This window comes from Succinispira mobilis DSM 6222 (assembly GCF_000384135.1).
Lineage (GTDB): Bacteria > Bacillota > Negativicutes > Acidaminococcales > Succinispiraceae > Succinispira > Succinispira mobilis.
On the sequence record NZ_KB913028.1, the window covers coordinates 1,723,061 to 1,738,844 of the forward strand.

Consider the following 15,784-nt stretch of genomic DNA (forward strand, 5'->3'; position numbering starts at 1 on the left):
CTACGCACCTTTACATATCATCAAATTTGCGATATTGTTTCATTATTGCCACTGCCGCATGATAACCATCTACAGCCGCACTCATAATCCCGCCAGCATAACCAGCACCCTCACCAGTTGGATATAGTCCTTGTACATTCAAAGATTGTCGTGTTTTTTCATCACGCAAAATCCTTACTGGTGCTGAAGTTCTTGTTTCTACACCAATAAGCAAGGCATTTTGTGTGAAGCCGGGCATTCTTTGTTCATAATATCGCAGAGCTTTTTTCAGACTTTCTACAACACTAATCGGTAAAATATCTTGCAACGCACAAGCTCTAACTCCTGGCAAATATGAGCTTTTAAAATCTACTGCTAGACTTGGCCCAGAATCATTTAAAAAGCTCTGCGCATCTTGAGCTGGGGCAAAATAGTCTTCGCCTGCCGCTAGGTAAGCTTTGTGTTCATATTTTTCTTGAAATTCAATTACCGCCAATGCTTCTGTCCCATAATCTCGCTCATCAACTGTAACTACCAAGGCAGCATTTGCTAATTCATTATCGCGTTTAAAAAAACTCATGCCATTCGTAACCACACACCCAGCTTGATTAGTTGAAGCAACTACTTTGCCACCTGGACACATACAAAACGAATACACCGCTCGCTTATTTTCTTTATCCTGATAAATAACACTATAATCAGCTACATCTAATAATGGTGAGCTAGCGTATTCTCCATATTGTAATTTATTTATATAATCTTGTCTATGTTCTATCCGCACTCCAACTGCTAATGGTTTATTTTGCAACTGTACATTTTTAGCCAACAGCATTTTGTAAGTATCTCGTGCACTGTGTCCAATTGCCAAAATTAAATTTTCACAAGAAATTTTTTCCTGATTGTTAACAGTTATCGCCACCAACTTGTCTGCATTAATTTCTAAGTCAGTTACTTTACTAGAAAATCTTATTTCGCCGCCTAGTTGACGTATGGATTTTGAAATATTTGTAACAACTTTTTTCAAAATATCCGTACCTATATGCGGTTTATGCTTATATATAATTTCTTGTGGTGCGCCTTGCTCTACAAAGATTTCCAAAACTTCCCTAATTATTGGATCAGAAATGCGTGTTGTTAATTTCCCATCTGAAAAAGTTCCCGCTCCACCTTCACCAAATTGCACATTTGATTCTAAGTCTAATAACCCTTTTTGCCAAAATAAGGCTACATCTTGACTGCGTTCTAAAACTGCCTTACCTCGTTCTAATAACAAAGGTCGATAACCATGCTTTGCTAAAAAATAAGTCGCAATTAACCCTGCTGGACCTGCACCAACAATTACAGGTCGTTGTTTTATTGCTTGTACTCCATATTCAATTTTTTCTTTTTGTTCCAATTCTACCAAACTAATATCTTTGTCTTTACCTATGAGTTTTATTATCTTCTTATTATCTTTTAACTGCACAACTACTGCATAAACCAGACAAATATTATTCTTTTTACGCGCATCGATAGATTTTTTAATTACTGAAACCAGTAAAATTTCCTCAACAGCCACCATTAATTTTCTAGCTACCAGTTGTTCTAGGGTTTGTTTACTGTTTAAACCCATTCGCAAATTAACTATTTTTAACAATATATTCTTACCTCATTATTTTTTATTAATACTAATTTTAACTTCTACTTCCGAATGTGATGCTACTGCGTCAATAATCGGCAATAACTTAACTTTTAAAGTTGTACTTTTTGTTATTTTAGATAAATCGATGGCTTCTATTTCAACTTCATTTATCTTCGCCAATAAATCTGGCGTAGCTGTCAAACTAACTCTTTCTGGCTCAGTAGAAATTCCTGCAATTGTTATACCTTCTGGTAATAAGCCTATTGTATTTATTTTTACAGGAAAAGTGCCTTTGGCTAATTTTTGCAATAGTTTTGCGGATACACTAACCTTATCTGGTTGAATTATTACATCTTCCACTATGATATTTTTAGAATCTAAAGCCACTAACTTCAAGTCTTTATTAAAATCTTTCTCTTGGTCATTTAAATCTAAATAGGCAATGATTTTAGCTACAGAAGATACTTTGCTACCACCACCAGACACAACTACTTCGTTAGGCGAAACAATGGTTTTCCCAACCGTAACGTTAGAGGCAATGTTCCCCACAAAATTAATATCAACTGGCAAAACTCTTTGTGCAGCTTTGTCCAATTGCAAATTTGCAGTATTAGGTTGCATATCAAGTATTTCTAGCACCTGTGGGATAGAGGCTTGAATTGGCAATGAATACTTTCCTTCTTCTCGCCCCTTCAATTCTACATAAGCCTTTAAATCACTAGCGGAGATCTTACTTAATACCGTTCTAGGCGCACGAACTTTAAGTTTAATTTTTTCGGGCATACCTGTAACAATCAATTTAGGTCCCAAATTATGTTGTTCTACGGTTATATTAAAGGTTGTTTCAATTGGTGGATTTTGTTCATTAATTACGTATAGCCATAAGGCACAAGCAACTACTACAGATATAATTTTAGCAAAAAGAGTCGGATGTCTTCTAAAAATAGTCATTTTTTCCTCCTCAAGTTATTAAAAAGTTCTTGCATAATATCTTGCCAAGTCAATTTTGTATCGCACATAACTGGCCTTAAAATATCTTTAATTTGTTCTGGAGTCAAATATCGCTGTAATTTCCCTTCATGTGCTAAAGATATAGTTCCTGTTTCTTCACTTACAATTATGACATATGCATCTGTTTGCTCTGTCAAGCCAATTCCTGCTCGATGTCTAGTTCCTAACTCCTTACTTAAACTCCGATCCTCTGTTAACGGCAATAAACAACTAGCAGCCATTATTTTAGAACCTTTGATAATTACAGCTCCGTCATGTAAAGGTGTATTAGGTATAAAAATATTTATCAAAAGTTCATTGGAAATATCTCCATCAATTCGAATACCAGTATCCATGTATTCTGTTAAACCAGTTTCTTGCTCTACAACAATTAGCGCCCCGATTTTATGACGAGACATTGTAATTACCGCATTTGTCATTCCTGTTAAAATATTTTCCAGTTCTTCTTTGTCAAGAGTATTCTTGCGGAATAACTTTCCCCTACCAATTCGTTCTAGGGCTTTACGTAACTCTGGTTGAAAAACAACCGGCAATGCAACTAAAACCACTGTCATACTTTTTTGTAATAGCCAATTAATAACATGAAAATCTAACCAATTACTCAATAATGTCCCTATTATCAATACCACCAAGCCTTTTAGCAAAGCGGCAGCTTTTGTATCTTTTATCATATTGTACATATAGTATAGTACATAAGCTACTATTAAAACATCTACTAAATCCCATAGTCTCAAAGTTGCGATTATTGCATTGATCTGTGCTGGCATTTACTACACCCCCTCTAAAAAACTGTTCATATTATTATACAAAAAAAAGACATATCTAACAATTGCTAGATACATCTTTTTTTGATATTTGCAAAATTTTTAGAACTTTTCGCTCAATTTTTCTGATAATTTTGGTATAGAAAAATTCTTTTTGATATCGTGGTGTAACTAATGCCGTATTTAACCCCATTTTATTTCCACCCCAAATATCTGTAAACAATTGATCTCCGATTACTAATACCTTATTCTTATCACCACATCCTAAAAGCTGTAATGCTTTTTCGAAGGGTCTTACACTGGGCTTTGCTGCCCAGCTAATATACTTTATTCCAAATCTAGTTGCAATCTTTGACAAACGTCTATTGCCGCTATTGGAAATTAAAATTATTTTAAATTCATTCTTTAACAAGAGTTCTAACCATTCACCTACACTGCTTGAAACAGTTTCTTCATTCCAACCTGTAATTGTGTTATCTACATCTAAAAAGATATATTCATATTTTTTTTCCCGCAACCAATCTAGACTTATTGTTTCCACACAAGAAAATAAATATTTCGGTCTAAATTTTTCCCAAAAGTTCATGACCTTACCCCTTATCCTATAATTAGGCCGCACTTTACAGTGCGACCTATATCATATCTATTCGCCAATCGGAAAATCAATACTAATACTAGTCCCTCGATTTAATTCACTTTCTACCTTTATTTGTCCTTTGTGCAACATAACAATTTCTTTCGCAATTGCTAAACCTACACCAATTCCCCCATCAAGACGCGAGTGCGATTTATCAACCTTATAAAATCGCTCCCAAATATAAGGTAAATCTTCTTGTGGAATACCTTTACCCGTGTCTCTAATTTCTAAAACAGCTCTATTGGCGACATTATTTAAACTAACCTTTATTTCCCCTTGTGCTGGCGTATATTTTATAGCATTATCTAACAAAATAATCATCAATTGTACTAAGCGATCACCATCTGCTAAAATTTTTATTGGTTCTAAAGCTAAAATAAAGCTTATGTCTTTCCCCTGCACTTTTATTTGCATTTTGTCGACTACGTCACTAACTAACTCTGCTAACGGAATTTTTTCTTTTAAAATCACTTGTCCAGCCTGTAAGCGACTTAAATCCAATAAATCCTTGATTAGGCGTTCAAGACGCTGTACTTCATCGCGAATAATGTTTTGGTAGCTTTTAATTTTCTCTTGATCTTTAACCGTTCCATCTGATATTGCTTGGTTATAACCGCCAATAATAGTTAGTGGCGTACGCAATTCATGAGAAACATTAGCCACAAAATCACGTCTTATTTTCTCTTGAGTTTGCATTTTTTCAACAAAAACATTTAAATCTTGAGCTAATGAATTTAAAGAACGGCCTAAATCAGCAACTTCATCATCGCCCTCAATATTAATTTCTTGACTATAATCACCTTTAGCCATTGCTGCTGCACTTTTTTGCATAGCCAAAAGCGGTGCAATAGTATTTTTAGAAAAATGATTAACCAAAACCAAACTTAAAAAGATTGCAACTAACATAACTAAGCCGATATAAACATAAACTCCAACTATAAAATCACGCATTCCACTTACAGCACTAGATATTAATACTGCACCCACTACCTTGCCTTTATCCATAATTGGGATACCCACAAATAACACTTGTTCTTGATAAGTTGGGTGATAAAAATCTTTTTTGATGATTTTGCCCTCATAAATTGGCTGCAAAAAATTCAAAAAATCATCCACACGATTTTTTTCCTGCGGTTTAGGCGCGAATGGTTTTTCTTGTAATTCACGTTCGTGATGCTCCAAGTTCGAGTTCAGCATAGCCTTACGCTGTTTATTATGCATACCATTTTCGCCATTCATTCCCATCATTGGGGCTCTTGATATTGCTATTACCTGCTTACGTTCATCTAAAACCCAAATTCGTGCTTTTATTAGACCGTCTACTCGGTTTAAATAGTTTTGTAAAGCAGCACCTTGTAAGGTGTCTTCACTTTTTTCCATATTTATCGCAATTTCTTGTGCATAACGAATTAGTTCATCACGCTTAGCTTCAAAAAAATGTTCGTAAATTAAATAAGATATACCGATTGCCATACTCAATAGGAGCGCAATAATTATCGCTGCAAAATTATAAAACAGCTTTGTTCCTAATGATTTACGCATTTATTTTAGCACCTCAAATTTATAGCCTACACCCCATACTGTCTTGATATCCCAGTCACTGCCTTCTTGAATATCAAGTTTGGAGCGCAACCTTTTAATATGAGTATCAACCGTACGTGTATCTCCATAATAGCTATAACCCCATATACTTTCCAATAATTGTTCACGCGAATAAACCCGCCCAGCATGTTTAGCTAAAAACCATAATAACTCCATTTCTTTGGCAGTCAACGCCAATTGTTTGCCAAAAGCTATAACTTGATATTCTTGTAAATCTATTTTCAGCTCACGAAATTCTAATACTTTGTCGTTATTAGGCATTTTTTCATCAGCAAAACTAACTCTTCTTAATATGGCTCGTGCTCTAGCTACTACTTCTTTAGGGTTAAACGGTTTACCAATATAATCATCTGCGCCCATTTCTAAACCCATAATTCGATCATCATCTTCGCTTTTGGCTGTCAGCATAATAATCGGCACCGTCGATATTTTTCGCACCTGTTTGCAAACTTCTACCCCATCTAATACTGGCATCATTATATCTAAAACAATTAGATTAGGCGCAATGCTTTGCAAGCTCAGTAACGCTTGTGCTCCATCTACTGCTTCAAAAACTTGAAACTCTTCTTTTTCAAAATACAAACGCAATATATCTCTAATTTGCGGCTCATCATCAACTATCAATACCTTTATCATTTAATCACAACCTTAAATAACTAGTTTGCGGTTTTCGCTAACTATACTTTTAACATATCTAGCCATGAGCAACAAGCAAACTTTTTGTGAAATTTATAATTTATTCTCTTAACACTTTAATAACCAGTTTTTTTACTCGACAAGAATTTTCTCCAACACTACATCCTGGGCGATGTACTTCCCAAGGAAAATATACAGCAAAAGTTTCACCAGCTAAAACATGACTAGTTGATTCTTGCACTTTGTAAAAACAAGCATCTTTGCTTTCCAATAAATCCTCAACAACTTGTAATGTTTCTTGCCAAGGATGCGTATAAACCCGTTCTTCACCACTAATTAAAAACTGAATATCAATATATTTAGCATGGGTTTCGGCTTTTTTTTCTTCACGTGCTAGAGTGCTGTATTCACTTATTTTGGCATAAACTTTTTTTCCATCAATGGGATAATCCCCTACTTCTGCGGTTTTTAAATCTAAGTCAGCTAAAAACGCCAACCCTTTTTTTAGATTTCCTTGTACATATGGTAGTAAGTTTTTTATACTGCTTCTTTCTTCAATTATCATTTTTAACACTTCCCTTTTTAAAAATTATATTTTTTGACAAACATTTAGCAAATAAGTTAAAATACCTTTATTAAAATTTAAATTAAGAGGTATTTCATTAAATGAGTTTATTAATTGTTGAAAATGTATCCCATGATTTTGGCGGTCGCCATATTTTAGAAGATGTCTCTTTTCGTTTAGAAAAAGGCGAACACATCGGCCTAGTTGGTGCAAACGGGGAAGGGAAATCTACTTTTTTAAACATTGTAACTGATCAGCTAATGCCAGATGCGGGAAAGATAGAGTGGGCAAATAAAATTACGATTGGTTATCTTGATCAACACTCCACCCTTACTCGCGGAAAAACAGTTAAAGAAGTTTTAAGCGAAGCTTTTAATTACTTACATGACCTAAATGCCAGAATGTTAGACTTGTATGAGCAAATGGGTGATACTGAGCCTACACAAATGGATAAGTTGCTGGCTGAAGTTGGCGACATTCAAGATACCCTCGAGCATGCTGACTACTATGCTCTTGATGCCAAAATCGAAGAATTTGCTAACGGTCTAGGTCTAGCTAGTGTTGGTCTCCAACGCGATGTCGCTGATCTTTCCGGTGGTCAACGTAGCAAAGTTCTGCTAACAAAATTATTGCTTCAAAACCCAAATATTTTAGTGTTAGATGAACCTACTAACTATTTAGATGAAGAGCACATAGCTTGGCTAACAAAGTTTTTGCAAAACTACGAGAATGCTTTTATTTTAGTTTCCCATGATATCACTTTTTTAAATAGTGTAGTAAATGTTATTTATCATATCGAAAACTGTGAATTAACTCGTTACTCTGGTGATTACAACAAATTTCAAGAGTTATATTCAATCTACAAAAATCAGCAAAATGCAGCCTATGAGCGTCAACAACAAGAAGTTGAGCAATTAGAAGATTTTATTGCTCGTAATAAAGCTCGCATATCCACTACCGGTCGTGCTAAAAGTCGCCAAAAGAAATTAGATAAAATGGAGCTTATTGAAAAACCAAAAGAAAAGCCTAAAGCTACTTTTGTGTTCCGCGAAGCTCGTACGCCTAGTCGCTTTATAGTTCAGGCCAAAGACTTAGTTATCGGTTATGATACGCCACTGACTAGACCTGTTAGTTTCAATATTGAACGTGGCCAAAAGATAGCTATTAAGGGTGTTAATGGTTTGGGTAAAACTACTTTATTGAAAACCATTCTTGGTCTTATTCCACCTTTAAGTGGCAGTATCACTTTAGGAGACTATTTAGAGCCTGGTTATTTTGAGCAAGAAGAAAGTAGCAAAAACGAAAATACTGCCTTAGAAGATGTTTGGCAAGAATACCCTGGCCTTACCAATTACCAAGTTCGCCAAGCTTTGGCAATGTGCGGATTGACCAGTGAACATATTACCAGTAAGGTTTTTGTGCTAAGTGGCGGCGAAGCAGCTAAAGTTCGTCTTTGCAAACTAACCCTTAAAGATATAAATTGGCTAGTTATGGATGAGCCAACCAACCACCTTGATGTTGATGCCAAAGAAGAACTTAAACGTGCCCTAAAAGCTTTTAAAGGCAGTGTTCTTTTAGTTTCACATGAACCTGAATTTTATCAAGACTGGATTACCCAAGTTCTAAATGTTGAAGATTGGACTACAAAAACTATTTAGATAAATAGCCATTTTTCAGCAAGTAATTGTGACTGTAATCATCGCTGGCGATAAAACCCTTTTCTAATTTACTTTTAATATATAACTTATTATAGAAAAAGGGAAATACAAACCAAGATATTCCAGCCGTTAAACCTGCTGCAATCAATTGAATTATAGTGTATTTCAGATCACCCCGTAATAAAGGTACAAAAACTCCAAAGAAAAAATTAGTCCAAGAAAAACCAGTTGGACAACTAATTATCATTTCATTTGCTGGGTTTTTCAAATAAATCATCATCACACCTCTTTTTTATACTTATTGCGTTTCAGAGCTTCATTGTTCTGAAACGCTTTTTTGATACCAAAAATCACGATGTTTTTTAGCCAAAACATCTCTATTTATTTTTTCAGGCCATAGGTCTTGTTGTGGAGCCAACCGCATTGCCGCCGCTAAATGTTCATAAGCCTGAGGGTCAATATTGGTATTTAAATATTGTAAAAGGCTTTTCACTTCTTCTCGTTTAGTGCAGCCGTTATATGGGCAGGGGCTTTTAATCGCTTCGATAGCATACTTTCTGTTAAATTCAACAATTTCTTGCTCGCGATAGTACACTAATGGTCTGAGTACCTGCAAATCCATTTTACTTAAATAAGTCACTGGCAAAAAAGTCTTAACCTGGCCAGAAGTTAAGATATTCATAGTAAAAGTTTCCACCGCATCATCATGATGATGTCCTAAGGCTACTTTATTAAAACCTTTTTCTTTAGCAACACGATTTGTGCCAGCTCTTCTAAAATAGGCACAAGTAAAGCAGGGACTTTTATATTTTTTTTCAGCAATAACACTTTTTATATTTACTTGCTCGTGAAAAAAATCAATCTGCAAACTTTCGCAAAATTTTTCTAATTTACGCATTGGAAAATCTTCAGTAAAACATGGATCAATGGTAAATGCTGCCACTTCTATTTTAAAAGGCAGAATTTTTTTTGCCAAACTAAAGCACTGTAACAAAAAGGAACTATCTTTCCCCCCCGACAAACCAACTAAAATTTTATCATTGGCCTGCAACATATCAAATTCAATTACTGCACGCCAAAATTTACTTAATGTTTCCTGCAAAGCAACCATCCTTTATTCTTTAAAATCCAAGCAAATTATTTGGTTTTGTGTTAAAATATATAGATATCTCAAGGTTATTATAAACGAAAACTTAAATATAACCAAACAAAAAGATTTTTAGGAGGCACAATGTCTATTAGCTTAAATGGTTTAAATCCCCAACAACAACAGGCCGTGTGTAACATCAACGGTCCTTTATTGATTATGGCAGGTGCTGGTTCTGGAAAAACAAAAGTACTAACTAGTCGTATCGCTTATTTATTGGAAAAAGGAGTGCCAGCTTATAAAATTTTAGCAATAACTTTCACCAATAAAGCCGCGGGAGAAATGCGCCATCGTGTTGCCAATATTGTTGGCGAAACCGTGGCCAAAGATATTTGGATTCATACTTTCCATGCTTTTTGCTCCAGATTTCTGCGGATTGAAGTGAATAATATTGCTGGTTATTCTCCGAACTTTGCAATTTACGATTCTAGTGATTCTCTAAATATTATCAAAACCTGTCTTAAAGAATTAAATTTAGACGATAAAAAATTCTCACCCTATAGTGTTAGCTCTACTATTTCTAAAGCTAAAAATAATCTAATGGATGCTGCCCGCTTTGAAAAGCAAGCTACAGGATTCTTTGAAGAAAAAATAGCCGCTATTTATAATCTTTATGAAAGTAAACTTTTGGCTAATAATGCTTTAGATTTTGACGATTTATTATTAGTTACAGTCAAAACACTCTCAGTAAACCCTGAGGTATTAAAAAAATATCAAACAAAATTTAATTATATACTTATCGATGAGTACCAAGATACAAACAAAGTTCAATACCTCTTAGCTCAAATGCTAAGTGAAACCCATAAAAATATTTGTGTAGTTGGAGATGCTGACCAAAGTATTTATGGTTGGCGAGGTGCCGATATGCAAAACATCTTAGATTTCGAAAAGGATTACCCAACCTGCGCCACAATTTTACTCGATAAAAATTATCGCTCGAGTAAAAATATTCTTGATGCTGCTAATGCAGTTATTCAAAACAATGACTTACGCAAAGAAAAAAATCTTTGGACTGATAATGATCCTGGGGCTAAAATAACCTATTATCGTGCCCATGAAGAAACAGAAGAAGTTAACTTCATTACGGATCGAATTAAAGCTCTTGCCGCTAATCCCAACAAATCTTTTAGTGACTTTGCCATTTTATACCGCACCAATAATCAATCTCGCCTTTTTGAGGAATCACTCTTAAGTAAATCAATTCCCTATACTATGGTTGGGGGGCTAAAATTCTATGATCGCCGTGAAATCAAAGATATCATTGCTTACTTACGAGTAATTTTCAATCCCCAAGACAACTTAGGTCTACTTAGAATTATTAACGTGCCTCGTCGTGGTATTGGTGATGCAACTATTGGCAGAGTTCAAGCCTTCGCAACGCTTAATTCTTTTAGTTTATTCCAAGCTTTGGAACAAGCTAAAGAAATCGAAGAACTTTCTGCGCGTTTTGCGAGTAAATTGGTAATATTTATTGAGCAGTTAAAAAATCTCCGTGCCCTATATGATGAAAGCAAAAGCATCGAACAATTAATCAATGCTATTTTAAATGTTACTAACTATCTTGCTGAACTACAAGCCGATACACCAGAAAAGTTGCAAGAGAAAACTGATAACATTTATGAACTTCTAAATTTAGCCAAAGAAGTTTCTCAAAAAAATAGCGATAATCCACTAGAATCATTCTTAGAGCATGTCGCCCTAATTAGTGACCTCGATTCTGCAGATACTGAAAACAATGCCATAAAATTAATGACTTTGCATTCTGCTAAAGGTTTAGAATTTGACACAGTCTTTTTAGTAGGCCTAGAAGAGGGACTTTTCCCACATTCACGAGCACTTAATGACATTAAGGAATTAGAAGAAGAACGTCGCCTTTGCTATGTGGGTATTACTAGAGCCAAAACCGAACTATACCTATCTAGTTCAGCCACACGCATGATGCATGGAAACTTTGTTTCTTTTCCTGAATCTCGTTTTATCGCTGAAATTCCCAGTGAAATTTTAATCCGTAAACCAGATCGAACAAGTAAACAAGGTCGACAAAATTCTCGTAAAGCCAATAATCGACCAGTAATTCTAAGCAATTTCGGTTTCAATAAACCCCAAACTAGTTTTACCACAACAAGTTCTGGGCCGAGTTGTTCCTATGCTCCTGGCGACAAAGTTCAACATAAAGTTTGGGGAATAGGTACTGTAAGTGCAGTAAAACCTAGCAATAGTTACCAAGAATTAACCATTCAATTTTCCGATGTTGGTAGCAAAACCATAGTTAGTATGGGTGACTTTATATCTAAAATAAACAATTAAAAGGTGTGATAATTCTTGACTGAGCAACAAGCTTTAGAACATATTAATAAGTTAAAACAAGATCTAGCTCTACATGCTCATCAGTACTATGATTTAGACAGTCCGCTCATCAGTGATGCAGAGTATGATGCCTTAATGCAACAACTTATCAGCTTAGAGAAAAAATTTCCTCAACTTATAACTGCTACCTCCCCTAGTCAAAAACTGTTGTCCAAACCCGCCAAAACTTTTAAACAAATTACACATCTTACGCCGATGCTTAGTCTAGCCAATGTTTTTTCTTTAGAGGAGTTAAATACTTTTTTAGAACGACTTGATAAACAAAGTGACTTTCTCTGCTTTGTTTTAGAACCAAAAATTGATGGTTTGGCAGTAAGTTTAATTTACGAAAACGGACATTTAGTTAGAGCTGCTACGCGTGGCAACGGAAAAGTTGGGGAAAACATCTTGGCAAATGTAAAAAATATTGCTAGTATACCCAAGACTTTGCCACAAAGTAGCGAATTACCTGAGATTTTAGATGTACGTGGTGAAGTTTACATGTCCTATCAAACTTTTGAAGAACTAAACAATTTGCAACTAGAACAAGGTAAACCTTTATTTGCTAACCCCCGCAATGCTGCCGCAGGCTCTTTAAGACAGCTAGATCCGCAAATAACACGTGAACGCAATTTGCAATTTTTCGCCTATGCTCTTGCTACAGGTAGTAAAGCTGAACACTGGCAAAATCTGCAATTTTTAAAAGAACTTGGTTTTCCAGTAAACGAGCATTGCCAAAAGCTAAAAGCAAAAAAAGATATTGAGCAGTATATTCGAGATTTTCAAATTCAAAAAGTCTCTCTTGCTTATGCCACAGATGGAGTTGTCCTAAAAGTCGATAGTATTGCTATGCAAGAACGACTTGGATTTACGGGAAAAGATCCCAAGTGGGCTGTTGCTTACAAGTACCCAGCTGAAAAATCCTATACTAAACTTTTAGACATCATACCTTCAGTCGGTCGTTCTGGGAATATTACCCCTATTGCAGTTTTACAACCAGTCTTACTCTCAGGAAGTATGGTCGCAAGAGCCAGTCTACATAATTTTGATAATCTCTTTCAAAAAGATATTCGCATTGGTGATACAGTCCTCGTACAAAAAGCCGGAGAAATAATCCCAGAAGTAATTGAAGTCGATTTTAAAAATCGTCCCAACGATAGTAAAATTTACGAACTACCAGATAGTTGTCCAAGCTGTTATCACCCTTTAATTAAATTACCTGGACTCGTTGCTTACAAATGTATAAATTCCAAATGTCCTGCAATTAATCAAAAAAGTTTTGAGCACTTTGTCAGCAAGCAAGGAATGAATATCAAGGGTTTAGGACGTTCTATTATAGCTCTCTTAATCGAAAATAATCTTTTACACAGCCCTGCAGATATATATCAATTATCTTTAGAGCAAATTGCTAACTTACCTGGTTTAGGTCAAAAATCAGCCGAAAATCTCCTAGCTGCAATAGCCGAAAGCAAGCAATTGGATTTTGCTAATGTGCTTTACGCCTTGGGAATTCCACACATTGGCTACAAAACAGCAACACAACTAAGTATTCATTTTAAAAGTATCGACAAACTTATGACCGCCAGCAAGGAAGATTTGCAACTCATTTCTGATATTGGCGAAAAAATCACAGAAAGTATTTTATTGTACTTTGCTAATCCTGAAAACATTGTTCTGATTAAAAAACTACAAGCCGCAGGTTTGAATTTCACTGTTACTAAAACTACAGCTTCACCCAGTAACTCAAAATTGCTCGGTAAAAATATTATCTTCACCGGAAGCTTAGAAACACTAACTAGAGAACAAGCTGCCAAATTAGCCTCAAGTTTTGGAGCTAACATTGTCAATTCAATCAGTAAAAATACTGATATCGTTGTTGTAGGCAACAAGGCTGGCAGTAAATTAAAAAAAGCTCAAGATTTAGGTCTTAAAATATTAAATGAAGAAGAATTTTTGAATATTTTAAAATGATTATTCACAAATATTGCTTTAATATGCTAATATTATCTTTGTTATTATTAAATTATATATGATTAGGATGGTGTAAAATGAAACTTTCAGCAAAGGATGTCGCTCATGTAGCTAAACTATCAAGATTGTCAATTGACGAACAAGAAATTGATACTTTTACAGCTCAATTTAACGATATACTTAACTATGCAGAAATTCTTAATAATCTCGATACAACTCAAGTCCAGGCAACTGCACAAGTATTGCCTTTAAAAAATGTGCTACGCCCCGACGTCGTTTTTGCTTCCTTGCCTAATGAGATGGCTCTAGCAAATGCGCCAGAAAAACTTGATGGGTGCTATGTCGTGCCTAAAGTAATCGATAATTAGGAGGATTTGAAGGTGGAATTATATAACGAAACAATAAAAAGTTTACACAATAAGCTTGTTAATAAAGAAATCAGTTCTATCGAGCTAACAAACAGCGTTTTTGCGCGTATTGACGAAGTAGAGCCAAAAGTGCAAGCTTATATTTCTTGCAATAAAGAGCTCGCTCTAGATACCGCTAAAAAAGTGGATGAGAAAATAGCGCGTGGCGAAAAAATAGCTCCTTTAGCTGGTATTCCAGCTGCGCTTAAAGATAATATGTGTACGCAAAATATTCTTACAAGTTGTGGCTCTAAAATGCTAGAAAACTTCATCCCCCCTTACAATGCAACTGTTGTAAATAAGCTAATTGCTCAAGACTATGTTCTAATTGGCAAAACTAATATGGATGAATTTGCAATGGGTTCTAGTACGGAAACGTCCTATTTTCACAAAACTTATAATCCCTGGAATTTAAATAATGTCCCTGGCGGTTCTTCTGGAGGTTCAGCAGCTGCTGTAGCTGCCGGAGAAGCAATTTGGACTTTGGGTTCTGATACTGGTGGCTCTATTCGTCAGCCAGCTTCATTTACTGGTATTGTTGGTTTGAAATTAACCTATGGCTTAGTTTCTCGTTACGGCTTAGTGGCCTATGCTTCCTCATTAGATCAAATTGGTCCTTTAACTCGTTCTGTAGAAGACTCAGCTATTGTTTTGAATAGTATTGCTGGACATGATCCTTTAGACTCTACTTCCATCGATTTATCAATCCCAGATTATACCAAAGCCTTAGTTAATGATATTAAAGGCATGCGCTTCGGACTCCCCAAAGAATATTTCGCTAAAGGTTTAGACCCTAAAGTTGCTGAAGTTATTAATGCAGCAGTCAAACAAATTGAAGCTTTAGGTGGTGAAATTGTTGAAATTTCTTTGCCACATACTGAATATGCGGTAACAACTTATTATATTATCGCCCCCGCTGAAGCATCTTCGAACCTAGCGCGTTATGATGGGGTAGGTTATGGCTATCGTAGTAAAAACGGTAAAAATCTTGTAGAAATGACTACTAATTCTCGTACAGAAGGATTTGGCGCCGAAGTTAAGCGAAGAATTATGTTAGGTACTTATGTACTTAGTTCAGGTTATTATGATGCATACTATTTAAAAGCGATGAAAGTTCGTACCCTTATTAAACAAGATTTCGATAAAGCTTTTGATAAAGTTGATGTAATTTTAACTCCAGCGAGTCCAACTGTCTCCTATCCAGTAGGTGCAATGGTTGATCCACTCTCTGCTTATTTACTAGATGTCTATACTATTCCCGTAAACTTAGCTGGTTTGCCAGCAATATCAGTTCCTTGTGGCTTCTCAGACGGACTACCTGTTGGTCTGCAATTAATTGGTAAGCCATTAGGTGAAGAGAGCTTATTAAGAGCAAGTTATACTTTCGAACAAAATACTAGCCACCACAAATTTATAGCTAAGTTAGGGGGGCAATAAGCG

At 35.4% G+C, this 15,784-nt stretch carries 14 protein-coding genes; 5 read left to right on the top strand and 9 right to left on the bottom strand.

Translation table 11 applies throughout. The annotated features are described in order from the left end of the window. Positions 1-10 precede the first annotated feature (10 nt). The 7 genes from SUCMO_RS0108150 to SUCMO_RS0108180 form a co-directional block, all read right to left on the bottom strand. Positions 11-1,615, bottom strand: coding sequence for an NAD(P)/FAD-dependent oxidoreductase (locus SUCMO_RS0108150; RefSeq protein ID WP_019880184.1), 1,605 nt, complete (start codon positions 1,613-1,615; stop codon positions 11-13). A gap of 15 nt (positions 1,616-1,630) precedes the next feature. Further along, positions 1,631-2,551 (bottom strand): CdaR family protein, encoded by a 921-nt coding sequence (locus tag SUCMO_RS0108155; RefSeq protein ID WP_019880185.1) that lies wholly within the window; start codon positions 2,549-2,551, stop codon positions 1,631-1,633. Further along, a complete protein-coding gene (gene cdaA / locus SUCMO_RS0108160) occupies positions 2,548-3,378 on the bottom strand; it encodes a diadenylate cyclase CdaA (RefSeq protein ID WP_019880187.1) in 831 nt (276 codons plus the stop codon). Before cdaA ends, SUCMO_RS0108155 begins: the two co-directional genes overlap by 4 nt. A gap of 55 nt (positions 3,379-3,433) precedes the next feature. Continuing rightward, positions 3,434-3,961 (bottom strand): YqeG family HAD IIIA-type phosphatase, encoded by a 528-nt coding sequence (locus SUCMO_RS0108165; RefSeq protein ID WP_019880188.1) that lies wholly within the window; start codon positions 3,959-3,961, stop codon positions 3,434-3,436. Between the two features lie 57 nt (positions 3,962-4,018). After that, complete coding sequence (locus tag SUCMO_RS10630) at positions 4,019-5,554, bottom strand: sensor histidine kinase (RefSeq protein ID WP_019880189.1); 1,536 nt, start codon at positions 5,552-5,554, stop codon at positions 4,019-4,021. Next, a complete protein-coding gene (locus SUCMO_RS0108175) occupies positions 5,555-6,250 on the bottom strand; it encodes a response regulator transcription factor (RefSeq protein ID WP_019880190.1) in 696 nt (231 codons plus the stop codon). 100 nt (positions 6,251-6,350) lie between these two features. Then, complete coding sequence (locus SUCMO_RS0108180; RefSeq protein ID WP_019880191.1) at positions 6,351-6,815, bottom strand: NanQ anomerase/TabA/YiaL family protein; 465 nt, start codon at positions 6,813-6,815, stop codon at positions 6,351-6,353. Between the two features lie 101 nt (positions 6,816-6,916). Here SUCMO_RS0108180 and SUCMO_RS0108185 point away from each other — a divergent pair, with 101 nt between their 5' ends. Then, positions 6,917-8,473 carry an ABC-F family ATP-binding cassette domain-containing protein gene (locus tag SUCMO_RS0108185; RefSeq protein ID WP_019880192.1) on the top strand — a complete coding sequence of 519 codons (1,557 nt, stop codon included), beginning with the start codon at positions 6,917-6,919 and terminating at the stop codon, positions 8,471-8,473. Here SUCMO_RS0108185 and SUCMO_RS0108190 read toward each other — a convergent pair. Next, entirely contained in the window at positions 8,466-8,753 is a 288-nt protein-coding gene (locus SUCMO_RS0108190) for a hypothetical protein (protein WP_033297141.1), read from the bottom strand. The two genes, SUCMO_RS0108185 and SUCMO_RS0108190, sit on opposite strands and share 8 nt — an antisense overlap. Positions 8,754-8,789: 36 nt before the next feature. After that, complete coding sequence (locus SUCMO_RS0108195) at positions 8,790-9,575, bottom strand: tRNA 2-thiocytidine biosynthesis TtcA family protein (protein WP_019880194.1); 786 nt, start codon at positions 9,573-9,575, stop codon at positions 8,790-8,792. Between the two features lie 129 nt (positions 9,576-9,704). Between SUCMO_RS0108195 and pcrA the strand changes: the two genes are divergently transcribed. The 4 genes from pcrA (at position 9,705) to gatA (ending at position 15,781) form a co-directional block, all read left to right on the top strand. Continuing rightward, positions 9,705-11,927 carry a DNA helicase PcrA gene (gene pcrA, locus SUCMO_RS0108200; RefSeq protein WP_019880195.1) on the top strand — a complete coding sequence of 741 codons (2,223 nt, stop codon included), beginning with the start codon at positions 9,705-9,707 and terminating at the stop codon, positions 11,925-11,927. A 15-nt stretch (positions 11,928-11,942) separates the two neighbouring features. Further along, entirely contained in the window at positions 11,943-13,937 is a 1,995-nt protein-coding gene (ligA, locus tag SUCMO_RS10635) for an NAD-dependent DNA ligase LigA (RefSeq protein WP_019880196.1), read from the top strand. Positions 13,938-14,014: 77 nt separating this feature from the next. Continuing rightward, entirely contained in the window at positions 14,015-14,305 is a 291-nt protein-coding gene (gatC, locus tag SUCMO_RS0108215) for an Asp-tRNA(Asn)/Glu-tRNA(Gln) amidotransferase subunit GatC (protein WP_019880197.1), read from the top strand. A 12-nt stretch (positions 14,306-14,317) separates the two neighbouring features. Continuing rightward, positions 14,318-15,781, top strand: a complete 1,464-nt coding sequence (gene gatA / locus SUCMO_RS0108220) for an Asp-tRNA(Asn)/Glu-tRNA(Gln) amidotransferase subunit GatA (protein WP_019880198.1) — start codon at positions 14,318-14,320, stop codon at positions 15,779-15,781. The last annotated feature ends 3 nt before the right edge of the window (positions 15,782-15,784 follow it).

What these genes read in the sequence shown, in the direction of transcription:
- SUCMO_RS0108155 (WP_019880185.1), bottom strand. Translation starts at nt 2,551, where the DNA reads ATGACTATTTTTAGAAGACATCCGACTCTTTTTGCTAAAATTATATCT.
- cdaA (WP_019880187.1), bottom strand. Translation starts at nt 3,378, where the DNA reads ATGCCAGCACAGATCAATGCAATAATCGCAACTTTGAGACTATGGGAT.
- SUCMO_RS0108165 (WP_019880188.1), bottom strand. Translation starts at nt 3,961, where the DNA reads ATGAACTTTTGGGAAAAATTTAGACCGAAATATTTATTTTCTTGTGTG.
- SUCMO_RS10630 (WP_019880189.1), bottom strand. Translation starts at nt 5,554, where the DNA reads ATGCGTAAATCATTAGGAACAAAGCTGTTTTATAATTTTGCAGCGATA.
- SUCMO_RS0108175 (WP_019880190.1), bottom strand. Translation starts at nt 6,250, where the DNA reads ATGATAAAGGTATTGATAGTTGATGATGAGCCGCAAATTAGAGATATA.
- SUCMO_RS0108180 (WP_019880191.1), bottom strand. Translation starts at nt 6,815, where the DNA reads ATGATAATTGAAGAAAGAAGCAGTATAAAAAACTTACTACCATATGTA.
- SUCMO_RS0108185 (WP_019880192.1), top strand. Translation starts at nt 6,917, where the DNA reads ATGAGTTTATTAATTGTTGAAAATGTATCCCATGATTTTGGCGGTCGC.
- SUCMO_RS0108190 (WP_033297141.1), bottom strand. Translation starts at nt 8,753, where the DNA reads ATGATGATTTATTTGAAAAACCCAGCAAATGAAATGATAATTAGTTGT.
- pcrA (WP_019880195.1), top strand. Translation starts at nt 9,705, where the DNA reads ATGTCTATTAGCTTAAATGGTTTAAATCCCCAACAACAACAGGCCGTG.
- gatC (WP_019880197.1), top strand. Translation starts at nt 14,015, where the DNA reads ATGAAACTTTCAGCAAAGGATGTCGCTCATGTAGCTAAACTATCAAGA.